This is a genomic window from Streptomonospora arabica (assembly GCF_039531585.1).
GTDB classification, from domain to species: Bacteria; Actinomycetota; Actinomycetes; order Streptosporangiales; family Streptosporangiaceae; genus Streptomonospora; species Streptomonospora halophila.
The window spans coordinates 61,739-83,809 of sequence record NZ_BAAAQI010000019.1; the positions used below are offsets into that span (position 1 = coordinate 61,739).

The following is a 22,071-nucleotide window of genomic DNA, read 5'->3' on the forward strand; positions in this document are numbered from 1 at the left end:
AGGGACCCGCCGGGTACGCCTCGCCCGGCCGCCCGCCGTGGAACCCGGGCGGGTCCGCGGGCGGGGGCCCGGCCGGATCGCGGCGCGCGGGGTCGCCGTCCCCGGCGGCGGGGGGAGGCGGCGGGACCGGGGCCGGCGCGTCCGGTCCCCCGCCCGCGGGGAAGGGCCCGGGGGCGGGGCCGTCCTGGGGCGGCGCGGGTGGCTGGTAGGGCCCGGCCTGGTACGGGCCGGAGGGGTAGGCGTCCGGCGCGGGCGCCGGGTTCCGGCCGTCGTCGTACTGCGGCTGCGGTGCGCCCGGCGCACCGGGCGGCTGGTAGGCGCCGGGCGCGGCGGACTGCTGCGGAGCGGGCGGCGGCCCGTAGGGAGCGGCGGGGCCGGACAGGCCGTCCTGCGCCGGCGCACCGCCGGGGCCGCCGGGGCCTGCAGGGTGTTCCGGAACCGGCTGATCCGCCGGCGCCTGCGGGGCGGGCCGGTCGGGCCCGAACCCGCCCATCCCGCCTACGGCATAGGGAGGAGGCGGGACGGCGCCCTCGTCGATGGCGTAGGGCGGGGGCGGCGGTGACGCGTCGCCGAACCACTGATCGGCCGGGGAGGGGGCCTGCCCGCGGTCGCCCGGAGCCTCGTCCCCGGCGGCGTCCTGGTCGTGCCCCCTGTCCCACGCACGCGTACCGGCATGTTCGGAACCGTCGTGCTCTCGGTGTGCCAACGCGGTTCTCCTCAAGACGCTTGCTCGGGTGCGCGATGTCCGATCGCTGCCGCCTGGCCGCGCCATGGGGGAACCTGGCAGACCAGACCCGGACTCACGGATATTCTCTCCTCCGCCAACAAAGATACGAACCGCAGCCAAAGGCCGACACCCCGCACCCGCCCGTTCCCCCGCCGTCCACAAGCGGCCGATCCGACGAGCGCGGCCCGCACCGCCCTGGGTAGCGTTGCGGCATGCACGCGATCCTCATCACAGAACCCGGCCCGGCCGACGTCCTGGCCTGGACCGAGGTCCCCGACCCTGTCCCCGGCGAGGGCGAGGTCCTCGTCGACGTCGCCGCCACGGCCGCCAACCGGGCGGACGTCAACCAGCGCCAGGGGAACTACCCTCCGCCTCCGGGCGCCTCCGAGTACCCCGGGCTGGAGTGCTCCGGCCACGTCGCCGCTCTCGGGCCCGGCACCGGGGACTCGGGCTGGTCGGTCGGCGACCCCGTCTGCGCGCTGCTCAGCGGCGGCGGCTACGCCGAGCGCGTCGCCGTGCCCGCAGGCCAGTTGCTGCCGGTCCCCCGCGGCGTCGACCTCGTGACCGCGGCCGCTCTTCCCGAGGCCGCCTGCACGGTGTGGTCCAACGTGTTCATGACTGCCGGCCTCCGCTCCGGCGAGACCCTGCTCGTGCACGGCGGCGGCAGCGGCATCGGCACCTTCGCCATCCAGCTCGCGCACGCGCGGGGCGCGCGCGTCGTGGCCACCGCCGGCAGCGCCGAGAAACTGGACCGGTGCCGCGAGCTCGGCGCCGACGCCGGCATCGACTACCATCGCGAGCGCTTCCCTGACCGGGTGAAGGAGGAGACCGGGGGCGCCGGCGCCGACGTGGTCCTCGACATCATGGGCGGCTCCTACCTGGCCGACAACGTGCGCTCGCTGAACGTGGGCGGCCGCCTGGTGATCATCGGGCTGATGGGCGGGCGCTCCGGCGAGCTCGACCTCGGGCGCCTGCTGGTCAAGCGCCTGTCGGTGCACGCCACGACGCTGCGTTCGCGCCCGCTGGAGGAGAAGGCGGCCATCGTGGCCGGAGTGGCCGAGCACGTCTGGCCGCTCGTCGCCGACGGCTCGGTGCGGCCTATCGTGGATCGCACACTGCCGTTGGCGCGCGCCGCCGAAGCACACAGCATCATGGAGTCGAGCGCGCACGTCGGCAAGATCGTGCTCACCCGATGACGACGCAACCCCGCTAGGTGAGGGATTCATGAGCGAGCGATTCGACGAAGAAGAGCAGCCGCACGTGCTGGTCATGGGCTCCGGCGCGGACTCCGGCGCCGATTCGGGCGCGGAGGACGATGAACAGGCCGCCCAGCGCCCCTTGAGCGAGATGGTCGAGCAGCCGGCCAAGGTGATGCGCATCGGCAGCATGATCCGCCAGCTCCTGGAGGAGGTGAAGGCCGCTCCGCTGGACGAGGCCAGCCGCGAGCGGCTGCGCGAGATCCACACCAGCTCCATCAAGGAGCTGGAGGACGGCCTGGCTCCGGAGCTGATCGAGGAGCTGGAGCGCCTCACCCTGCCCTTCGCCGGGGACAGCACGCCCAGCGAGGCCGAGCTGCGCATCGCCCAGGCCCAGCTCGTCGGCTGGCTGGAGGGCCTTTTCCACGGAATTCAGACCACCCTGTTCGCCCAGCAGATGGCGGCCCGCGCGCAGCTGGAGAACATGCGCAAGGCGCTGCCCGCCGGCATGGCACCGCAGGGCGAGCCCGAGCGGGGCGGATCAGGCCCCTACCTGTGACGAGGCGCATCCGCCCGCCCGCGACCTCCGGGAACCGCCCGCGAAACCCCACCGCCGAGGGTGCCGGCACCGGGCGGTTCCCGCGGGGTACCCGGCCCCCGGCCGTGCGGCTCCGGCGCTAGCGCTTGACGGGTTCGAGCACCTCGCGGCCGCCGACGAAGGGGCGCAGCGCCTCGGGTACCACCACCGAGCCGTCGGCCCGCTGGTGGTTCTCCAGGATCGCCACGATCCATCGGGTGGTGGCCAGCGTGCCGTTCAGCGTCGCGGCGTGGCGCGGCTTGCCGGAGTCGTCGCGGAAGCGGATGTTCAGCCGCCGCGCCTGGAAGTCGGTGCAGTTGGAGGTCGAGGTCAGCTCCCTGTAGCGGCCCTGGGTGGGCAGCCACGCCTCGCAGTCGAACTTGCGGGCCGCGCTGGCGCCGAGGTCGCCGCCCGCGATGTCGACGACGCGGTAGGGCAGCTCCAGCTTGTCGAGCATCTCCCGCTCCCAGGCCAGCAGCCGATCGTGCTCGGCGCGGGCGTCGTCGGGATGGGCGTAGACGAACATCTCGACCTTGTTGAACTGGTGCACGCGGATGATGCCGCGGGTGTCCTTGCCGTAGGAGCCGGCCTCGCGGCGGAAGCACGACGACCAGCCGACGTAGCGGTTGGGCAGCGCGTCAGCGGCGAGGATCTCGTCGGCGTGGTAGCCCGCGAGCGGCACCTCCGAGGTGCCGACCAGGTAGAGGTCGTCGGCCTCAAGCCGGTAGACCTCGTCCGCGTGGGCGCCGAGGAACCCGGTGCCCTCCATGGTCTCGGGGCGTACCAGCACCGGCGGGATCATCGGGGTGAAGCCGTTGGCCACCGCCTGCTGCATGGCCATGTTCAACAGGCCCAGCTCCAGCATCGCGCCGACGCCGGTGAGGAAGTAGAACCGCGCACCCGAGACCTTGGCGCCCCGGTCGGTGTCGATGGCGCCGAGCAGCTCGCCCAGCTCCAGGTGGTCGCGCGGGGTGAAGTCGAGCTCGGCCGGGGTGCCGACGTGCTCCAGCACCCGGAAGTCGTCGACGCCGCCCTCGGGGGTGGCCTCGTCGACGATGTTGGGAATGTCGTGCAGCATCGCGTCGACCTCGGCACCGAGGTCGTTCGCCTCGGCTTCGGCCCGCTTGACGTCGGCCGCCAACTCCTTGGCCTGGGCCAGCAGAGTCGCACGCTCCTCGGGAGCGGCGGAGGAGACCGCCTTGCCCGCGCTCTTCTGCTCGGCGCGCAGACCTTCGAAGCGCGTCTGCGCGGCGCGGCGCCGGGAGTCGAGGTCCAGCAGGCGGTCGACGACGGTTTCGTCCTCGCCGCGGACCCGCTGCGAGGCGCGCAGGCGGTCGGGGGACTCTCTGAGAGCACGGAGGTCGATCACGACTGCAGGCTACCGGTGATCGGAGCGGGCGACACATCGAGTTCCCGCCCGTCAGGCCCCGGGCGGAGCCGCCCGACCCGCAGTGGGAGTCCGGCCTCGCGAAACCGCGTCATAAGCGGCCTGCGACACCGTGTACCGGTGCCGGCGCGCTGGAGGGGGCGCGCCGGCGTACACGGAAGGAAGCGAAGCGATGGCACAGCCGTGGGCGATGAAGGCGCTGAGCGCCATGACGGCGGACGAGGTGCGGGCCGCGCTGGACCAGCTGCCCTACCTCTGCCCGGAGGACGCGGCCCTGGAGACGGCGCTGCGGGACCGGCTCGCCCGCATCCAGGAGGGGCGCCCGATCGAGGCGGCGCTGTCGGCGAGGTGACCCTCCGCGGACGCGCGCTCCCGCCGGGTTCAGCCGACCTCGCCCGCCCGGATGCGGGTCAGCCACTCCTGGGCCTCGTAGAAGTCGGCGCTGGTGGTGCCGCGCGAGGGCATGAACGGGGTGAGCTCGGTGTCGGCGTCGGCCCGCGGGTAGCTGCCGAGGAACCGGACCTCCTTGCACAGCCGCCGCAGCCCCATCAGCGCCTCGCCGACGGCGGGCTCGGCCACGTGCCCGTCGGCGTCCAGGCAGAAGCAGTACCGGCCGAGTCCGTCGCCGGTGGGCCGCGACTCCAGCCGGGTGAGGTTCACGCCCCGGACCGCGAACTGGTTGAGCAGCTCGACCAGCGCACCCGGGTGGTCGTCGGACAGGAACGCGACGAGCGACGTGCGGTCCGACCCGGTCGGCTCGGGCAGCGGCTGCGGCCGCATGAGGTGGATGAAGCGGGTCGCCCCGTCGTCGCGGTCGCCGACGCCCTCGGCCAGGGCGTACAGACCGTTGCGCTCGCCCGCGATGCGCGCGCAGATCGCGGCGTCGTAGGGGCTGCCCGGCTCGGCGACGCTCTGGGCCGCCGCGGCCGTGGACGAGACCGTGAACACCTCCGCGTCGGGCAGGTGGCGGGCGAGCCACCCGCGGCACTGCGCCAGCGCGTGCGGGTGGGTGGCGATGCGCTTGACGTCGGCGACCGCGGCGCCTTCGCGCGCGAACAGGGTGAACTCGACGGGCAGGGCGGCCTCGGCCGCGATCAGCAGCGGCTCGCCGTTGATCAGTTCGGCGATGGTGGCGGTGACGCCGCCCTCGACGGAGTTCTCCAGCGGCACCGTGCCTCCGTCGACGTCGCCGCGGCGGATCGCGGCGAACACGGCGTCGACGCCGGCATAAGGGATGCGGGCCGCCTCCGTCGCCTCGGGCTGGAGGGTGCGGAGTGCGGCCTCGGTGAACGTCCCCTCGGGGCCGAGATAGGCGTAACGCATATTTCGCAGGTTATACCCGTGCGGCGTGCGCTGCGTGGGTCCGGACCGCGGCCGTGCCCCCGCCCGACCTGCGATCGCCCGCGTGGAGGCGCAACCGGACCGCGTACCGGCGGCGGCCCGCGCGGAGCGCGGCCGCCGCGCGCGGGCTCAGCACACCGGCAAGGGCGGCCGCCCGCCGCGCCGCGGGCGAACAGCCCGCAGCCCCGGTCAGTCGGCGGAGGTACCGCCCGTGCCGGTGGCCGGTGCCCCCGTCGGCGCGGTGCCCAGCGTGCGGACCGGCGACGCGTCGCCGTCGGCGGGCCCACCGTGCTCGCCCGCGTCCCCCGCTTGCGCGCGGGACTCCTCGACGGCACCCTGCCTGCCGGCCGAGGCGCCGTCGCCGCCCGCGGCCTGCTTGCGCCCGCGGCCGGGCCCGCCCTTACCGGAGTGCGCGGCCGCGTCGTCGCCCTCGGGAGCGCCCGGTCGGTGCCCGAGCCGGGCCGCCCGGAGGGCGCGGTACTCCTCGGGCGACAGCGCCTCCTCGGCACGGCCCTGCCCGATGGACTTGGCGTAGGTCCGCGACTCGGTCCGCCCGTTGATCGAGGTCACGACGACGCCGTCGCCGACGGCGTTGAGCAGGGCCAGCGAGAACGAGCGCGCCCCCGACATCTCCTCCAGGGCGTCGTAGCGCACCACCGCCACGTCGCGCACCGCCCGCATGTCCAGTCCGTTTCCGTCGGGCTGGAGCCGTTGGATCATCGTGCGGCATTCACGCGCCGCGCTGCGGACGCTGATGAGGGCGTAAACGCCGAGTGCCAGTCCGCCCACGCCCGCGAGCGCCGCCAGAACGGCCAGATAGGTAGTCCAGGTAGTCACCACAGTGTGAGACTAACCGCCACTCCCGGTAATGAGAACGACACTCAGCGCGTTTCGCGTAGCCGGTCAGCCGTCAGCGGCCGCGCCGTGCCGCCCGCCCGCGCCGTGTCGCGGCCCTGCGCACCGCGACGACCGCGGCGCCGCGCAGGTCCTCCCGCAGCCGCCGGCCGCGGCGCACCAGGGCCGGGCCCAGCTCCCGCTCGGCCAGTGCCCGCGCCACGTCCGCCAACTGCCGGGCGCGGTGCAGCTGGGCACGCGGCCCCGTGCCGGTGGGCCGGTGCTCCAACGGGACCTCGACCTCCACCACCGCCAGTCCCGCACGCAGCAGGTCGACCGTCATCCCGGTCTCCGCACCGAAGCCGGCGGCGAGCGGACGCGCGGCCTCGAACGCCGCCCGGGTCAGGCACCGCTGGCCGCTGAGCGGCTGCTCGGGCTCCCACCCGGTCGCGCGGCGGATTCCCTCGCGGGCCAGCGAGACGACGGCGCCGCGCCCGCCGAGGCGCTGCCGGGTCGCCGGGAGCAGCGCGATCGTCATGTCGGCCGCCCCCGAGCACACCGGCTCGACCAGCGGCGCGGCCCGTGCCGCACTGGTGCCGAGGTCGGCGTCGAGAAAGAGCAGATGGCGGGCGCCGCTGCCGCGCTCCGCGCACTCGACGCGCCGGACCCCCTCGGCGCCGGTCTCCATGGCCGCGCCCTTGCCGCGGTTGGCGCCGTGGCGCAGCACGCGCGCCCCCGCGGCCCCGGCGACGGCGGCGGTGCGGTCGCGGGAGCCGTCGTCGACGACCACGACCAGGTCGGCGCCGGGCAGCCCGGCGGCCGCGCGCACCGTGGCGCCGATCAGCACCTCCTCGTCACGCGCGGCGATGACGACGGCGGTCCGGGCACCCGCCGAGCCGGCTTCCGCAGGCCCGGTCACGGCCCCGCGCCGAAGCGAGCGGGACGCGCGCCGGCGCGTCCGGTCCGCGGCGCGCCCGTGCTGGGCCCGGCCGGCGGGTTCGGGAGCCGGCGGCGAGGCGCCCGGCACCCGGGGCCCACGAGCGCGGGGCACGCGCGTGCGCGCTGCAGTCGATGGGCGGCGCGGCGCCGTCGCAGCGAGCGCTGCCGCGGGCGCGCCCCTGATCGGCGGCCTGCGCCGCGCCCGGCGTCGGGACCGGGGTCAGCGCCCCGCAGAGCGCGGCGAGGGCCCGCGGCCCGCCCGTCGCCGACCGCCCCCAGCGGCTGTGCGGCAGGGCGGCGGTCCACCGGGCACGGCCTACGCCGTAGGGCTGGACTCGGCCGCCAGGGGAAGGGCGTCGGTGGAGTCCTCGACGGCGAAGACGGCGTCGAGCCCGGTGACCTCCAGGATCTTGCGGACGGCGGGCTTGGGCGCGACCAGGACGAGGTCGCCCTCCTTCGCGCGTGCGCGCTTCATTCCCGACAGCAGGACGCTCATCCCGGTCGAGTCGCAGAACTCCACCCGCGACATGTCGACCAGGAGTCGCCGCGCACCGTCCTCCAGCGCGTTGACGAGCCCGCTCTGCAGCTGCGGTGCCGTATAGAGGTCAATCTCGCCACGAACAGTGACGACGGCGCTATCGCCTTGAGACTGACTCGAGATCTTCAACTCCACAGTCGAGACTGTAGCGCCCACGGGGAGTACAGGCCACATCGGCGACGGCGTTTCGGACATCGGGAACGTTCCGCGGGAAGTACGGCAGCCGTCGCACACACGCCGGTCACGCTGCGAGAAGACCCCGCTCACGGGCTACACGGGCCGGTCCGGCCCCGCGCGCCGAGCGCCGCTCAGGCGCGGGCGGCCTGCTGCGGAGGCACCGCCGATATCCGCTCGCCCGCGCGGCCCGCGCTGTGCGGAGCGGGCGCGGCGCCGGCGGACCCCGACGCGCGCTCGGGCGGTTCGCCGGCGCGCGGTTCCGGCTGCTCCGGCGCCGCCTCGAGCACGGCCCAGACGGTGGTGACCCGGTCGTCGACCTCGGTGCCCCACTTGGCGGCGATGTGCTCCACGATGCCCAGACCGCGCCCGCCGAGGCCCGACAAGGAGGGGCGGGCCAGCCGCGGGAGGGTCTGGGCGCCGCCGTCGCGCACCGTGACCTCCAGCCAGCCGCTGCGCGCGCCGCCCGCGGAGGCGTCGCCGAGCTCCCAGCTCACCTCGACGCATCCCGGAGGGAAGGGGTCGGGCAGGCAGGAGGCGTGGCGCAGGGCGTTGCTCAGCAGTTCACTCAGGACGATGGCCGCGTCGTCGACCTTGGTGTTGTCGACTCCGCAGGCCCGCAGATCAGAGCAGAGCCGCCGGCGCGCGCTCGTCACACTCGACGCCGCGTGCGGCAGCAGTACAACTCGTGACACGTCCTTCTCCCGTTCCCCGACGCGCACACTCCCGCGCGTCCGGTGTAGCCCAGCAAGCGGCGGGAGCACGAGCCTGCCGCCCACGTCCCGACCTCGATCCAACCCTTATTCACTTGGTCGGTGCGCGGCAAAGTCCCGGCCATGCGACTCTGCCAGGGCCGAAATGCCCCGTTCGCCCACATCGGAAACACGTCGTCGCCGCTCGTCTGCCGGGCGGCTCCTACCGGCCGGCGAACGGTCGCGGCCTCCGGCCGCGCGAAACGGTCACTGGCCCGGGTTTTCGGGCTCGCCGGGCCCGCCGACCTGCGCGGAACGTAATGTGAATCTCATCCGCGTGCCATGGCCGTCGAGGGCCTGAGCCGTGACCTCGCCGCCCTGGGCGCGGGCCAGCCGGCGGGCGATGTACAGGCCCAGCCCGATCCCGCCGAACCTGCGGCGGTCGCCCGCCTCGCCCTGCACGAACCGCCCGAAGATGCGCTCCTCGTCGCCCGGCTGGACGCCGACCCCCTCGTCCTCGACGCTCATCGCCACGCAGTGGCCCTCAACGGCCGCGCGCAGCACGATGCGCCCGCCCTCGGGCGAGTACTTGAACGCGTTCTCCAGAAGTTGGCCGATGACGACGTCGGTGGCCGCGGCGTCGCCGACGGCGAACGGCATCAGATCGGGCAGCTCCAGCTCCAGCGTGTGCCTGGTGGAGAAGGGCTGGAAGGCGGTCGCGCAGTCGCGCAGCAGCCGCTCCAGGTCGAAGGGGGCGTTGCCGGTCTTCAGCTCGGCCTCGCGTGCGTCCGATCCCAGCAGCAGGTTCTCGACCAGCTGCGCGAGCGTCCCCGAACGCTCGGCGATGGTGTCGACGGCGCTGCGGCGCGCCTCGTCGTCGAGCTGCTCCCAGCGCCGCACCAGGGTGCTGGCGAAGCCCTGCACCACGGTGATGGGGGTGCGCAGCTCGTGCCCGGCGGTGGCCAGGAAGAGGTCCTTCTCCTCCTCCAGCGCCTTGGCCTCGGTGATGTCGCGGAAGTCCACCACGCGCTCGCCGGTCTCGGGGATGTCGGTGATGAGGATCTCCAGCCACCGGCCGTTGTCCAGGCGGTGCCGGATGTTCTCGCCCTGGCGGGCCGGCAGCGGGAACGGCGGGTGGCGGCCCACCGCATCGGCCATGGCGTAGCCGGTCAGCTCCGCGGCCGAGCGGTTCCACTTGCGCACCAGGCCGCTGGCCCCCAGCACCGCGATGCCGTCGGCGCTGGAGTCGACGACGGCGTGCTCGTGGGCGCGCTGGCGCACGATCTCGCGGTAGGCCATGGCGTTGCCCAGCGCCACCCCGGCGTGCGCCGCGAGCAGCTCCAGCAGTTCGAGCTCGACGTGGCCCACCTTGCGCCTGCTGTAAAGCGCGTACAGCGCGCCGTAGGGCCTGCCCTGCACGTTAGAGACGCCGAGCGCGATCGTGTGCAGGCCTTCGAGGTCGGCCCAGATGAGGTCGTCCAGGCTCCGGGTGTCGTCGGTGGCGAGCAGGACGGTCTTGCCGCTGCGCAGCAGCTCGCCGAACAGGCTGGACTCCAGGGGCGCCTGGTAGCCGCGCAGGTGGTCGGAGAGCTGGGTCAGGCTGACCAGCCGCAGCTGGTCGTCCTCGATCAGCGCGAACCCGCCGGCGTCGGCGCCCGTGAGCTCGGTCAGGCTGTGGGCGATGCGGTCCAGCACCGCGTCGAGGTCGAGGTCGGCGTTGATGTCGGCGACCACGTCGGTGAGCCGGCGCACCAGGCGGGCCCGCTCGGTCATGTGGCTCTGGACCGCGCCGATCTCCTCGTAGGTGTGGAAGACACTGATCCAGCCCGCGGGCCTGCCCCGCCCGTCCAGCAGGGAGCTGCTGTCGATCCGCACGTCGACGACGCTGCCGTCGCGGCGCAGCCGGCGGCTGACGATGGAGACGGGGCCGCCGGCGCGCACCCGTTCCAGGATCGCGTGGTGCTCAGCCGTCAGCTCGTCGGGCACGATCGGCAGGGGGCGCCCGGCCACCTCGGCGGAGGTCCAGCCGAACATGCGCTCGGCGGCGGGGTTCCACAGCACGACACGAAGGTCGGTGTCCACGGCCACGATCGCGTCGGCGGCGCACGCCAGGACGGCGTCGGCGCTGGGGGCGAAGTGATCGGGAGCCACCTCGACATAGTGCCACCCGCGCCCGCCCGAGCGGTTCGCCATTCCCCAAAAAGCGGGTGGGCGGACGGCGGTGTGCGGCGCGGTCCGTGCTCAGGTGCGGCGCGTCCGGATCAGGCCACGCGCGGTGCCTCCCCGGTCTCGCTGACCATCGCCCGCCCGGACAGCGCCCAGGCCTGCATGCCGCCGGCGACGTTGGCCGCCTGCCAGCCGGCCTGGTTCAGCGCCTGGACGGCCTGCGCCGAGCGCCCGCCGACCCGGCATACCACATAGACCTGCCGGTCCTGCGGGACCTCGCCGGCCAGCTCGGCCAGCCTGCTCAGGGGGACGTGCACGGCGTCGGGCGCGTGGCCCGCCGCCCACTCGTCGTCCTCGCGGACGTCGAGCAGGTAGCCGTCGGGCGGCACCGAACCGACCTCGACCACGGGGACACTCTCAGCGAACACCGGATACTCCTCGACTTTGCTCATGCGGCTGCGCGGGCGCGGTCCGCCTCCTCCGGCCCGGGTCCCGGGGATACCGGGCGGTGCGGCGGAGCTCGGGTGGAAGCCCACGGAAGCCGATGGGATCCGCGCCCGCAGCGCGGCGACAGTGCGTGGCGCGGGCGTGACCGAGGGAACCCGACGGGGCCCCGCCACGTCGAACAGGGTATGCGCCCACCTGTTACAGCGGCCGCGCCGGCATCGGCCGCCCTGCTCGCCCTCGTCTTCGCGGCGGGTTGCGGTGCGTCCGAGGTCCGCACGCCGCCGGAGGCGACTCCGAGCGGCGCGGCGACCTCTCCGTCCGGCGACCAAGGCCCCCAGCCTGAGACCGAACTCACTATCGACATCTCCTCCGACGCAAGCGCCGAGCCCAGCGGCGCGGCCGACCCCTCCCCGGTGCCCAGCCCGTCGCCGGCGGAGCCGCGCGAATGGCGGCTCACCTGCGGTCCGGCGGGCGGAGACCATCCGGCCCCCGAGGAGGCCTGCGCCGATCTCGCCGAGGCGGGCGGCGCCGAGGCGTTCGAGGAGGTCCCCGAGAACACCCCGTGCACCTTCGTCTACGGCGGCCCGCAGGTCGCCCGGATCACCGGCCACGTCGGCGACACCCGGATCGACACCGAGGTCACCAGGACCGACGGCTGCGAGATGGAGCGCTACGACGACCTGGGCGCCGTGCTCGCGCCCTGACCGCGCGAAGGCCGCCGCGCCCGCACCGCCCGCACCGCACGGCGGTGCGGGCGCCTGTGCGCGGTCAGGCGGGCCGCATTCGGCCCCGCTTGCGCACACGCCGAGCGGGGGAGGAGAGCGGCAACGGGCGGACCCGGGACCGAAAAAGAGACGGGCCCCGCCGCTTGGTGCGGCAGGGCCCGTCTGCTGGTGGGCGAGGAGGGATTTGAACCCTCACATCCTTTCGGACACACGGACCTGAACCGTGCGCGTCTACCGTTCCGCCACCCGCCCGAGTGACACATATATGATTGCACACATATAGAGTGGGTTCGCCGGGGCCGATTCCGACCTGGGGGTCCGGTTCCGTCTCCGCTCGGCGACGGAAACAAGATTAGCACGGACGCCGGGTGGTCTGTGCACGCTTTCCCTCCTCCCTCGCGGCACTCCACCCCGCGAAACGGCGGGACGCCGTGCCCTACCGGATCGCCCTCCGGATGGCGCGCGTGAGTCCAAGGGTGCTGTTACCCGGTTACGATCGTCAGTACATCCGGAGTGGAGTAAGGGAGGTACCTCGTGGGAGTGCTCCAACGCTTCGAGCGCAGGCTTGGAGGCATGATCGAAGGCACCTTCGCTCGGGCCTTCAAGTCGAAGCTCGAACCGGTCGAGATCGCCAGCGCCGTCCAGCGGGAGATGGACGAGCGCGCCGCAATCGTCGCCCAGGGCCGGACCCTGGTGCCGAACGACTTCGTCGTGGAGCTCTCAGGCGAGGACGCCGAACAGATGGACGCCCTGGCCGACACGATCGGGCAGGAGCTGGCAAAACTCGCGCGCGACTACGCGACCGAGCAGGGGTACTCCTTCGTCGGCCCCGTGCGGGTGCACTTCAAGGCGGAGGCCGACCTGCAGATCGGCCGCTTCCGCATCCGCTCCGGGGTGATCCGCGGCTCCACCGTCGAGAGCGGCGAGATCCGCCAGCCGGTCAGCGACCAGCCGCGCAGCTCCGCCGATGTCCAGGGCCAGCCGCGCCTGCTGATCTCGCCGGGCGGCGCGACCGCCGAGGGCTCGGTCGAGAGCCACGGCATGCAGCAGTCGTTCGTGCTGAACACCCAGGTGACCCTGCTGGGCCGGGGCACCGACTGCCACCTGCGCCTGGTGGACAACGGCGTATCCCGCCACCATGCCGAGATCCGCGTGGAGGGCGACGAAGCGGTCCTCGTCGACCTCGGCTCGACCAACGGCACCTTCGTCAACGGCGAGCAGGTCAAGCGCGCTCGACTGATCGACGGCAGCCGCGTCAGCCTGGGCCGCACCACCATGACCTTCCGCCGCGACTGACACGACAACCGCCACCTCGACCCCCGTTCGGGCTTCCCCCGGCCCGAACGCCCGCAACCAAACGGACTCTCGCCGCGTCTCAGACGGTGAGAGGTCTCCACCCAAACAGACGCCACCCGCTGGCGAGGCGGGCGGCGGCCGAATCACCGGCGACGGCCCCTAGGATCCCCTTCCATTGAGTTCGTTCGGCTTTTCCGCCACGATCTCCTAGGGTCCGACGCCGACTAGACGCGGTGGCGGCTCCGATGATCGCCACCTCGCCGGAGCACGACAGGGGCTGAAGAGCAGTTCAATGTCCGACTTGACCCTCATGCTGATCAGGATCACGTTCCTCTGCGTGCTGTGGCTGTTCGTGATCATGGCGGTCGGCGTCATCCGCACCGACCTCCTCGGCCCCGCCAAGAGCAAGTCCAAGCGCAGCAAACGCAGCGAGGAGGGCCGGTCCTCCGGCCCCGCACGGCCGGCCCGCGCCCCCAAGGGCCGCCGCAACGAGCCGCGCGCCCTGGTCGTGACCAAGGGACCGCTCGCCGGCACCTCGCTCAACCTCACGTCACAGCCGATCGTCATCGGCCGGGCCAACGACGCCACACTCGTCATCAACGACGACTACGCGTCCGGTCGGCACGCCCGCATCTTCTCCGACCAGGGCCGCTGGATCGTCGAGGACCTCGGGTCGACGAACGGCACCTACCTCGGTCAGCAGCGGCTGACCCGCCCTCAGCCCATTACGGTCGGACAACCCATCCGCATCGGCAAAACCGTCCTGGAACTGCGCAAATGACAATCGCTCTCCGATACGCGGCGTACTCCGACGTAGGATGCCTCCGCGAAGGCAACGAAGACTCCGCCTACGCCGGCCCGTACCTCCTCGCGGTCGCCGACGGAATGGGCGGTCATGCCGGCGGCGAGATCGCCAGCGCCATCGCCGTCTCGACTCTGCGGGCGCTGGACGAGGACGTCCCCACCACCGACGAGATGGTCGGCTCCCTCCAGCAGGCGGTCGAGAACGCCAACTCCACCCTCGCCCAGCGGGTGAAGGACGAGCCCCGCCTGGAGAACATGGGCACAACCCTAACGGCCATGCTCTGGTCGGGGGCTCGCGTCGCCATGATCCACGTCGGCGACTCCCGCGCCTACCTGCTGCGCGGCGAGGAGTTCGGCCAGATCACGCACGACCACACCCTGGTGCAGACCCTCGTCGACGAAGGCAAGATCACCGAGGACGAGGTCGCCACCCACCCCCAGCGCTCCCTGCTGCTGCGCGCGCTCGACGGCCGCAGCCAGGTCGACCCCGATGTGTCCGTCAGCGAGGCCCGGGTCGGCGACCGCTACCTGCTGTGCTCCGACGGCCTGTCCGGTGTCGTCAGCACCGACACCATCCGCCAGACGCTGGAGTCGGAGCCGAACCCCGACGCCGCCGCGCGCCGGCTGATCGACCTGGCCAACCGGGGCGGCGGGCCCGACAACATCACGGCCGTGGTCGCCGACGTCATCGACACCGCCACCGACCCCGGCGGCCCCACTCAGGAGCCCGCGGTCGTCGGCGCCGCCGACCAGCGCCGCGAGCCGGTGATGACCCCCGACACCCCGGCCGGCCGCGCCCAGGGACTGAACCGCTCCGCCGGCGACACCGCCGAGATGGACCGCATCCCGCCCGCCGAGGACGTCCGCGAGGCCGCCGCCCCCGAGCCCGGGCCCGAGCGGCGCACCCGCCGGTGGTGGCCGATGGTCGTCACGTTCCTGGTCATCGTCGTCGCAATCGCCGCGGCCGGCTTCTACTTCGGCTCGCAGTACCTGAGCAACCAGTACTTCATCGGCCCCTCGGAGGACGGGTCCACCGTCGCCGTCTACCAGGGCCTCAACACCGACGTCGCCGGCTACGAACTGGCCGAGCAGATCCAGAAGACCGACATCCCCCTCGACGGGCTGCCCGAGAACCAGCGCAGCTCCGTCAACGCCACCATCCCCCTCGACCGCGGCGACGTCGACGGCCGCATCAGCGAACTGCGCGAGCAGGCGGACGCCTGCGCCTCCGACCCCGAGTCCTGCGGCCTGGAGTCCGGCGACTCCGGACAGCAGGGCCAGGACGGCCAGGAGTCCCAGCAGCAGAACCGCGGCACCGCGCAGAACACGCTGAGCGGCGACGCCGTCGAGAACTCAACAGGAGGGGAGTGAGTTGGCGACCGAGGCCCCTACGCAGCTGCCACCGGTCAAGCGGCGCAACGCCGAACTGGTGATGACGCTGATCGCGGTCGGCACGACGCTGTTCGCGATGATCGAGGCCGGCCTCACCCGCAACGGGGAGATGCCGGCCAGCCTCTTCGTCTTCGGCGTGCTCTTCGGCGGCCTGGCGCTCCTCGCGCACTTCTTCATCCGCTTCTTCGCGCCGTGGTCGGACCCGCTGCTGCTGCCGCTGGCGACCCTGCTCAACGGCCTGGGCATCGCCATGCTCTGGCGCCTGTTCGAGGCCACCGGCGACACCAGCAAGGGCAGTGCGCTGGACCAGCTGATCCTCACGGCGGCCAGCATGGCCGTGTTCGCGGCGATCGTCTTCTTCCTCAAAGAGCCCCGCACCCTGCAGCGCTATCCCTACATCATGGCGCTGGGCGCGGTGGTTCTGCTGCTCATGCCGCTCATCCCGGGCATCGGCCAGACGATCAACGGCGCCCGCCAGTGGGTCGACCTCGGGGTCACGACGCTGCAGCCCTCGGAGTTCGCCAAGATCGCCCTGGTCGTGTTCCTGGCCGGCTACATGGTCACCAAGCGCGACGTGCTCGCCCTGGCGTCGCGACAGGTCAAGATCGGTCCGCTGAAGGTGCTGGACCTCCCCCGGGCCCGCGACACCGCGCCGATGGCCGTCATGTGGGGCTTCTGCATCATCGTCCTGGTCATCCTGATGAACGACCTGGGCACCTCGCTGATGCTGTTCGGCACATTCCTGGCGATGATCTACGTCGCCACCCACCGCGCCAACTGGCTGGTGATCGGGCTCACCGCGTTCTTCGGCGCCTGCGCCCTGATCTACCCGTTCGTCTCGCACTTCCGGGTACGCATGGTCACCTGGCTCGACGCGTTCCGCCCGGACGTGTACTGCACCGACGAGGCGATGGCCAACCCCGACTCCTTCTGCAACGTCTCCGGCAACAGCCAGCAGCTCGTCCAGGGCCTGTTCGCGCTGGCTGAAGGCGGCATGACGGGGACCGGCCTGGGCGGCGGCAAGCCCGGCTACGTGCCCGAGGTGCAGAACGACTTCATCTTCACCGCCTTCGGAGAGGAGCTGGGGCTGGCCGGCGTCATGGTGATGCTGCTGGCCCTCGCCCTGCTGGTCGAGCGCGGCATGCGCATCGCGCTCGCCTCCAAGGAGCTCTTCATCAAGATGTTCGCCTCGGGCATCTCGTTCCTGATCGCCTTCCAGACGTTCGTCGTCATCGGCGGCGTCACCCGGGTGATCCCGATGACGGGTGCGACCATCCCCTTCGTCGCCAAGGGCGGTTCCGCCCTCCTGTCGAGCTGGATCATGCTGGCGCTGCTGATGCGGATGAGCAACAACGCACGCAAGCCGGCCCCGCAGGCCATCCAGGACGAAGGCGCGACACAGGTGATCTCACGATGAACAAGCCAATCCGCCGCCTCGCGATCTTCACCATGGCACTCTTCGGTGTGCTGCTCCTCAACGTGTCCTGGATCCAGACGTTCCAGGCCGAGCACCTGCGCGAACACCCCTACAACCGGCGCCAGTTCATCGAGAGCCTCACTCAGCACCGGGGCTCCATCCTCGTCGGCAGCCAGGAGGTCGCCTACTCCAAGCCGGTGGGCGGCGACAGCGAGCAGTACCAGCGCCACTACGAGAACGGTCAGAAGTACGCCCCCGTCGTGGGCGCGTTCCGCGCGGGCTCGGCCACCGGCATCGAGCGGGCCGAGAACTCGTTCCTGGACGGCTCGAACGAGCTGCTGGCGGTGAACAACTTCCGCGACATGCTGACCGGCGAGGAGCCCGAGGGCGCCGACGTCTACCTCACTCTCGACGCCAAGGCGCAGCAGGCCGCCATGGACGGGCTGCAGGCACTGGGCAAGAACGGGGCCGCGGTCGCGCTCGACCCCAAGACCGGGGCGGTCCTGGCCTCCTACTCCTCGCCCACCTTCGACCCCAACAGCGTCGCCAGCGTAACCGAGACCGACCAGGCGGCCAAGAACTGGACCGAGCTGGAGGCCAGCGAGCAGCAGCCGCTGCTCAACCGCGCCTTCAACCAGGTCTACCCGCCCGGGTCGACCTTCAAGGTGGTCACGGCGGCCACCGCGCTGGAGAACGGCGCAACCCCGGAGTCGACGCAGGAGGCGCCGGCCAGCCTGGATCTGGGTGCTCCGCTGCCCAACGCCTGGGGCGGGCCGTGCAACGACGGCGCCCCCGACTCCCTGGCGCACTCCATCGAGATCTCCTGCAACACGTCGATGGCCAACTGGGCGATCGACCTCGGCGGCCAGGCGCTCAGCGAGCAGGCGTCCGCGTTCGGCTTCAACCAGGGCCCGATGGAGATCCCGCTGGAAGTGACCGAGAGTGCGGCACCTGTGGAGACCGATCCCAATATCCTGGGCCGTGCCGGCATCGGCCAGGCCAACATCCAGGCCACTCCGCTGCAGATGGCCATGGTCGCCGCCGGTGTCGCCAACGACGGCGACGTCATGAAGCCCTACCTGGTCGAGTCCGTGCAGAACTCCAATCTGGAGGAGGTCAAGGCCGCCCAGCCCGAGGTCGCCTTCCCCGACGCCATCAGCTCCGGCACCGCCGACGACCTGACCGAGATGATGATCGGCGTCACCGAGGGCGATGAGGCTTCAGGCCCCGCCGGCGCGATCTCCGGTATCCACGTCGCCGGCAAGACCGGTACCGCCGAGACCGCGAGCGGTCCCACACACAACTGGTTCATCTCCTTCGCACCGGCCGAGGACCCCCAGGTCGCCATCGCGGTGGTCGTCGAGCACGGCGGGGCGAGCGGCGGAACGCTGGCCGCTCCGATCGCGCAGGACATGATGGAGGCTGTGATCAACGAGTGAGCGAGAACGACGCCGGCTCCCCCGGCCCGGGCTCCCTGGCGGGCACCGTGCTCAGCGGCCGCTACCGGCTCCAGGAGCAGATCGGCTCCGGCGGCATGGGGACCGTCTGGCGGGCCGAGGACTCCCTGCTCAACCGCGAGGTCGCGGTGAAGCTGCTGCATCCCGCGCAGATGGCCGAGCCCACCTCGCGCGAGCGGTTCCGCACCGAGGGCCGCATCACCGCCGGCCTGTCGCACCCCGGCATAGCCCAGGTCTACGACTACGGCGAACAGGACGGCCACGCCTACCTGATCATGGAGCTCGTCCCGGGCGAGCCGCTGGCGTCGATCCTGCGCCGCAACGACGGCCTGGAGCCCAGCGTCACGCTGGACATCGTCGGCCAGGCGGCGGCCGCGCTGGCGGCGGCGCACGCCCGCGGCGTGGTCCACCGCGACATCAAGCCCGGCAACCTGCTGGTCACCGAGAACGGCACCGTCAAGCTGACCGACTTCGGCATCGCCCGCGGCAACGAGTCGGTCACCCTCACCCAGACCGGCATGGTGATGGGCACCGCCCAGTACATCTCGCCGGAGCAGGCGTCCGGCCGCCCGGCCACCCACGCCTCCGACATCTACGCGCTGGGCGTGGTCGCCTACGAGTGCCTGGCCGGCCAGCCGCCCTTCACCGCCGACACGCCGCTGGCCCTGGCCCTGGCCCACACCCGCGAACCGCCGCCTCCGCTGCCCGCCGACGTGCCGCCCCAGGCCGCCGCGCTCGTGGAGCGCCTGCTGGAGAAGTCGCCCGAGGCCCGGCCCGCGTCGGCCGGCGATGTGGCCGCCGCGGCCCAGCGCCTGCGCAACGGCATGGACGCCGCGCTCGGCGGCTCCACCACGGCCATGGACCTGCCCGACCCGGCGCACACGATGGTCGCCGGTGTCGCCCCGACGACCTCGCCGGACGCGATGTCCACCGTGGCCGGGGGCGCGCAGGCCGGTGGGATGGGGCCTGCGACCGGCCGATACGGAGACGATAGTCTTGCCGAGGCCTCGTCGCCGAGGCGCCGGGCGAGCCTCCCGCTGGTGCTGGCCGCCGTGGCGGCCGCGGCCGTCCTCGTGCTCGGCGTGGTCTGGGCGGGCCGCTACTTCGGTACGCCCGAGGCCGAGGGCAACAACGTGGGCAACCAGCAGCCGAACACGTCGGAGAGCGCATCGGAGCCTCAGCCGTCGAACACGCAGGAGGAGACGTCGGACGAGGGCTCCGGCGTAGAGGACTACCCGCCGCCCGAGGGCGACGAGACGGACTACGGGTCGCAGCCTTCTGAAACACCCTCGACTCAGCCGACGAGCCAGCCCACCGGCGGGGACGGAGCGACGGACGAACCCGTCGAGCCCACCGGCGACGACGAGCCGCCCTCGACCGGCGACCCCGGAGGCGGCGGCACCCCGCCCGCGAACGGCGGGAGCACCCCTGAGACGGGCAACGGCGGAGATACCGGCGACTCCTCAGGGGGCGGCTCGGAGACAGGTTGACCGGCAACGACGCGACCGACACTCGCCAGGCGCGGGGCTGACGCCCGAAGCGCGGATTACGAGGAACAGTTCACGACATGTCACAGCCACGGCTACTCGGCGGCCGCTACGAGCTCGACCAAGTCATCGGGCGCGGCGGCATGGCCGAGGTCTACCGCGCCCGTGATCTGCGGCTGGACCGCATGGTGGCCGTCAAGACACTGCGCCACGATCTCGCTCGCGACCACACGTTCCAGACCCGGTTCCGGCGCGAGGCGCAGTCGGCGGCGTCACTGAACCACCCCTCGATCATCGCCGTCTACGACACCGGCGAGGACATGGTCGACGGGCTGGCGATCCCGTTCATCATCATGGAGTACGTCGAGGGCCGCACCCTCAAGGAGCTGCTCGACGACGACCGCCGGCTGCTGCCCGAGCGCTGCGCCGAGGTGACCGACGGGATTCTGCGCGCGCTGGAGTACAGCCACCAGAACGGCATCGTGCACCGCGACATCAAGCCGGCCAACGTCATGCTGACGCGCCAGGCCGAAGCCAAGGTGATGGACTTCGGCATCGCCCGCGCGATGAACGACAACCAGGCCACGATGACCCAGACGTCGCAGGTCATCGGCACCGCGCAGTACCTTTCGCCGGAGCAGGCCCGCGGCGAGCGGGTCGACCCTCGCAGCGACATCTACTCGACCGGGTGCGTCCTCTACGAGCTGCTCACCGGTCAGCCGCCCTTCACCGGCGACTCCCCCGTCTCGATCGCCTACCAGCACGTGCGCGAGGAGCCGGTGCCGCCCTCCCAGGTCGACCCGGAGATCCCGGCCTGGCTCGAAGAGGTCACGCTGCGCGCGATGACCAAGGACCGCGACCAGCGGTACCAGACCGCCGAGGAGATGCGCCAGGACATCCAGCGCGGTCTGCAGGGCATGCCCACCGAGGCGAGCACGATGGCGATCGCGCCTGCGGGCGCCACGTCCGCGCTTCCCCCCGTGGACGACCGCGACCGGCGCGACGACTACGACGATGACGACTACTACGGCCGCGACGAGCGCCGCGGGGGGCGCACCGCCCTGTGGATCCTGCTCGCCGTCGCCGTCGTGGCCGCCCTGGGCTTCGCCGTCTGGCTGTTCACCCAGGAGCCCGCGGAGCGCATGGAGATCCCCGATGTGTCGGGGATGTCGAGGTCCGAGGCGCAGCAGGAGCTGGAGCAGGCGGGCTTCACCAACGTCACCGTCGACGAGCAGAACAGCGACGACGTCGAAGAGGGCAACGCGATCGGCACCGATCCGCCCGCCGGCGAGATGAGCACCGCCGGCAACGAGATCGAGCTGCAGATATCCGCCGGTCCGGGCTCCAAGCAGGTTCCTGACGTGGTCGGGCAGGACCAGCAGAGCGCCGAGCAGACGCTCCAGGACGCCGGGTTCGAGATCGGCGACACCAGCGAGGAGGCGTCGGCGTCCTATGCCGAGGGGCAGGTGGTACGGACCAGTCCGCGCGGCGGCCAGTCCGCCGACCCCGGCAGCACCGTCGACCTGGTCATCTCCACAGGACCGGAGCAGGTCGCCGTACCCGACATGGCCAACATGACCCAGGAGGAGGCGCAGAGCGCCCTCGATGACGCCGGGCTGACCGCCAGCTTCCAGGAGGAGGCGAGCGACTCCGTCGACCCGGGCCGGGTGATCCGCCAGGACCCCAGTGCCGGCACCGAGGTCGACCCCGGATCCACGGTCACCGTGGTGCTGGCCACCGAATCCGAGGAGCCGGAGCAGCCCACACCGAGCGATACCCCGACCCCGCCGGGCGGCGGCGAGTCCGAGACGCCGGAAGGGTGGCCCAGCGGGCTTCCGTGGCCGCCCAACGAGGGCTGATCCGCCCGATGGGGCGCGCCGGTGCACCGTTCCGGCCGGATCGGGAGCCGAAGGTTCTGGGCCCGGCTGGAACGGTTTCCGCGCAGGCCGCAGGCGTTCCAGCCGGTAGAGCGGCCGCCGCGGACGTCCCGTGGAGGCTCTGTTGGGCGTAGACTGATAGGAACCGAGATCCGTAGTTCCCGGCCGATTCGTATTTGGAGCAGCGACCGTGCCCAAGTCCCGCAGCGATCGCAAGAAGAAGGCCGTTTACACGCCGCCGCCGTCGGCCGCCAAGCCGAAGGTCAGTCCCCGCTGGGTACTGCCGACGCTGGTCACGCTGATGGTGCTCGGCGTTCTGTGGATCGCGGTGTACTACATCGCCGGCTCGATGATCCCCTACATGAGCGACCTGGGGAACTGGAACCTGGCCATCGGCTTCGGCGGGATCATCCTCGCCCTCATCCTGGGCACGCGCTGGCACTGACGCGCTGAGCGTCCTGGTGGCCGGGGCTCTTCGGAGCCCGCCCACCTCCACCGTCCACCCGATGGAGACCCGCCCGCACGCAGGGCCCGCCGTCCCGCGGCGGCCTCTGCGAGCAGGGCCCCGGCGCCGCGATGCGCCGGACGTCTCCGCTCG

The 22,071-nt window shown here is 72.5% G+C and carries 20 protein-coding genes and 1 tRNA gene; 12 read left to right on the plus strand and 9 right to left on the minus strand.

The annotated features are described in order from the left end of the window. Nucleotides 1-939: 939 nt before the first annotated feature. Together ABD284_RS22335 and ABD284_RS22340 are read left to right on the plus strand one after the other, a co-directional pair. A complete protein-coding gene (locus tag ABD284_RS22335; protein ID WP_344147087.1) occupies nt 940-1,923 on the plus strand; it encodes an NAD(P)H-quinone oxidoreductase in 984 nt (327 codons plus the stop codon). Between the two features lie 28 nt (nt 1,924-1,951). Continuing rightward, nucleotides 1,952-2,482 (plus strand): bacterial proteasome activator family protein, encoded by a 531-nt coding sequence (locus ABD284_RS22340; protein ID WP_344147090.1) that lies wholly within the window; start codon nt 1,952-1,954, stop codon nt 2,480-2,482. A gap of 118 nt (nt 2,483-2,600) precedes the next feature. On the opposite strand, the gene serS is transcribed toward ABD284_RS22340, so the two are convergent. Beyond that, a complete protein-coding gene (gene serS, locus ABD284_RS22345) occupies nt 2,601-3,869 on the minus strand; it encodes a serine--tRNA ligase (protein ID WP_344147093.1) in 1,269 nt (422 codons plus the stop codon). A gap of 190 nt (nt 3,870-4,059) precedes the next feature. Between serS and ABD284_RS22350 the strand changes: the two genes are divergently transcribed. Then, nucleotides 4,060-4,239, plus strand: coding sequence for a hypothetical protein (locus tag ABD284_RS22350; protein ID WP_344147096.1), 180 nt, complete (start codon nt 4,060-4,062; stop codon nt 4,237-4,239). Nucleotides 4,240-4,268: 29 nt separating this feature from the next. Here the strand turns inward: ABD284_RS22350 and pheA are convergent, their stop codons facing one another. From pheA to ABD284_RS22385, 7 genes are all read right to left on the minus strand, one after another. Then, complete coding sequence (pheA, locus tag ABD284_RS22355) at nt 4,269-5,210, minus strand: prephenate dehydratase (protein ID WP_344147099.1); 942 nt, start codon at nt 5,208-5,210, stop codon at nt 4,269-4,271. 207 nt (nt 5,211-5,417) lie between these two features. Then, nucleotides 5,418-6,065 (minus strand): DUF4446 family protein, encoded by a 648-nt coding sequence (locus ABD284_RS22360; protein WP_344147102.1) that lies wholly within the window; start codon nt 6,063-6,065, stop codon nt 5,418-5,420. Between the two features lie 73 nt (nt 6,066-6,138). Then, nucleotides 6,139-6,981 (minus strand): glycosyltransferase family 2 protein, encoded by an 843-nt coding sequence (locus tag ABD284_RS22365; RefSeq protein ID WP_344147105.1) that lies wholly within the window; start codon nt 6,979-6,981, stop codon nt 6,139-6,141. Between the two features lie 336 nt (nt 6,982-7,317). Beyond that, nucleotides 7,318-7,674 carry an STAS domain-containing protein gene (locus ABD284_RS22370; RefSeq protein ID WP_344147108.1) on the minus strand — a complete coding sequence of 119 codons (357 nt, stop codon included), beginning with the start codon at nt 7,672-7,674 and terminating at the stop codon, nt 7,318-7,320. Nucleotides 7,675-7,847: 173 nt separating this feature from the next. Beyond that, nucleotides 7,848-8,408: an ATP-binding protein gene (locus ABD284_RS22375; protein WP_344147111.1), complete on the minus strand. Its 561-nt coding sequence runs from the start codon at nt 8,406-8,408 to the stop codon at nt 7,848-7,850. A gap of 264 nt (nt 8,409-8,672) precedes the next feature. Then, nucleotides 8,673-10,556 (minus strand): PAS domain S-box protein, encoded by a 1,884-nt coding sequence (locus tag ABD284_RS22380; protein ID WP_344147114.1) that lies wholly within the window; start codon nt 10,554-10,556, stop codon nt 8,673-8,675. Between the two features lie 110 nt (nt 10,557-10,666). Continuing rightward, a complete protein-coding gene (locus ABD284_RS22385; RefSeq protein ID WP_344147117.1) occupies nt 10,667-10,999 on the minus strand; it encodes a rhodanese-like domain-containing protein in 333 nt (110 codons plus the stop codon). 204 nt (nt 11,000-11,203) lie between these two features. Here ABD284_RS22385 and ABD284_RS22390 point away from each other — a divergent pair, with 204 nt between their 5' ends. Further along, nucleotides 11,204-11,722, plus strand: coding sequence for an SSI family serine proteinase inhibitor (locus ABD284_RS22390; RefSeq protein ID WP_344147120.1), 519 nt, complete (start codon nt 11,204-11,206; stop codon nt 11,720-11,722). 187 nt (nt 11,723-11,909) lie between these two features. Here ABD284_RS22390 and ABD284_RS22395 read toward each other — a convergent pair. Then, nucleotides 11,910-11,995, minus strand: a tRNA-Leu gene (locus tag ABD284_RS22395). A gap of 282 nt (nt 11,996-12,277) precedes the next feature. Here ABD284_RS22395 and ABD284_RS22400 point away from each other — a divergent pair. The 8 genes from ABD284_RS22400 to ABD284_RS22435 all read left to right on the plus strand — a co-directional run bounded on the left by ABD284_RS22400 (nt 12,278) and on the right by ABD284_RS22435 (nt 21,918). Continuing rightward, nucleotides 12,278-13,039, plus strand: a complete 762-nt coding sequence (locus ABD284_RS22400; protein WP_425573291.1) for an FHA domain-containing protein — start codon at nt 12,278-12,280, stop codon at nt 13,037-13,039. Nucleotides 13,040-13,331: 292 nt separating this feature from the next. Continuing rightward, nucleotides 13,332-13,820: an FHA domain-containing protein FhaB/FipA gene (locus tag ABD284_RS22405; protein WP_311546443.1), complete on the plus strand. Its 489-nt coding sequence runs from the start codon at nt 13,332-13,334 to the stop codon at nt 13,818-13,820. Further along, nucleotides 13,817-15,214: a Stp1/IreP family PP2C-type Ser/Thr phosphatase gene (locus ABD284_RS22410; RefSeq protein WP_344147124.1), complete on the plus strand. Its 1,398-nt coding sequence runs from the start codon at nt 13,817-13,819 to the stop codon at nt 15,212-15,214. Before ABD284_RS22405 ends, ABD284_RS22410 begins: the two co-directional genes overlap by 4 nt. Nucleotides 15,215-15,275: 61 nt before the next feature. Next, nucleotides 15,276-16,652, plus strand: coding sequence for an FtsW/RodA/SpoVE family cell cycle protein (locus ABD284_RS22415; RefSeq protein ID WP_344147206.1), 1,377 nt, complete (start codon nt 15,276-15,278; stop codon nt 16,650-16,652). Next, the gene (locus ABD284_RS22420; protein WP_344147129.1) at nt 16,649-18,091 is read left to right on the plus strand and encodes a peptidoglycan D,D-transpeptidase FtsI family protein; all 1,443 of its coding nucleotides are present in this window, start codon (nt 16,649-16,651) and stop codon (nt 18,089-18,091) included. Before ABD284_RS22415 ends, ABD284_RS22420 begins: the two co-directional genes overlap by 4 nt. Next, on the plus strand, nt 18,088-19,599 hold the full coding sequence (locus tag ABD284_RS22425; RefSeq protein WP_344147132.1) for a serine/threonine-protein kinase: 1,512 nt from the start codon (nt 18,088-18,090) through the stop codon (nt 19,597-19,599). Before ABD284_RS22420 ends, ABD284_RS22425 begins: the two co-directional genes overlap by 4 nt. Before the next feature lie 77 nt (nt 19,600-19,676). Further along, nucleotides 19,677-21,455: a Stk1 family PASTA domain-containing Ser/Thr kinase gene (pknB, locus tag ABD284_RS22430; protein ID WP_344147135.1), complete on the plus strand. Its 1,779-nt coding sequence runs from the start codon at nt 19,677-19,679 to the stop codon at nt 21,453-21,455. A 208-nt stretch (nt 21,456-21,663) separates the two neighbouring features. After that, on the plus strand, nt 21,664-21,918 hold the full coding sequence (locus ABD284_RS22435; RefSeq protein WP_311546438.1) for a cell division protein CrgA: 255 nt from the start codon (nt 21,664-21,666) through the stop codon (nt 21,916-21,918). Nucleotides 21,919-22,071: the final 153 nt, after the last annotated feature.

Bases quoted from the DNA above. Each gene is read 5' to 3' on its own strand.
- ABD284_RS22335 (WP_344147087.1), top strand. From the start codon at position 940: ATGCACGCGATCCTCATCACAGAACCCGGCCCGGCCGACGTCCTGGCC.
- ABD284_RS22340 (WP_344147090.1), top strand. From the start codon at position 1,952: ATGAGCGAGCGATTCGACGAAGAAGAGCAGCCGCACGTGCTGGTCATG.
- ABD284_RS22350 (WP_344147096.1), top strand. From the start codon at position 4,060: ATGGCACAGCCGTGGGCGATGAAGGCGCTGAGCGCCATGACGGCGGAC.
- pheA (WP_344147099.1), bottom strand. From the start codon at position 5,210: ATGCGTTACGCCTATCTCGGCCCCGAGGGGACGTTCACCGAGGCCGCA.
- ABD284_RS22390 (WP_344147120.1), top strand. From the start codon at position 11,204: ATGCGCCCACCTGTTACAGCGGCCGCGCCGGCATCGGCCGCCCTGCTC.
- ABD284_RS22405 (WP_311546443.1), top strand. From the start codon at position 13,332: ATGTCCGACTTGACCCTCATGCTGATCAGGATCACGTTCCTCTGCGTG.
- ABD284_RS22410 (WP_344147124.1), top strand. From the start codon at position 13,817: ATGACAATCGCTCTCCGATACGCGGCGTACTCCGACGTAGGATGCCTC.
- ABD284_RS22415 (WP_344147206.1), top strand. From the start codon at position 15,276: ATGACGCTGATCGCGGTCGGCACGACGCTGTTCGCGATGATCGAGGCC.
- ABD284_RS22420 (WP_344147129.1), top strand. From the start codon at position 16,649: ATGAACAAGCCAATCCGCCGCCTCGCGATCTTCACCATGGCACTCTTC.
- pknB (WP_344147135.1), top strand. From the start codon at position 19,677: ATGTCACAGCCACGGCTACTCGGCGGCCGCTACGAGCTCGACCAAGTC.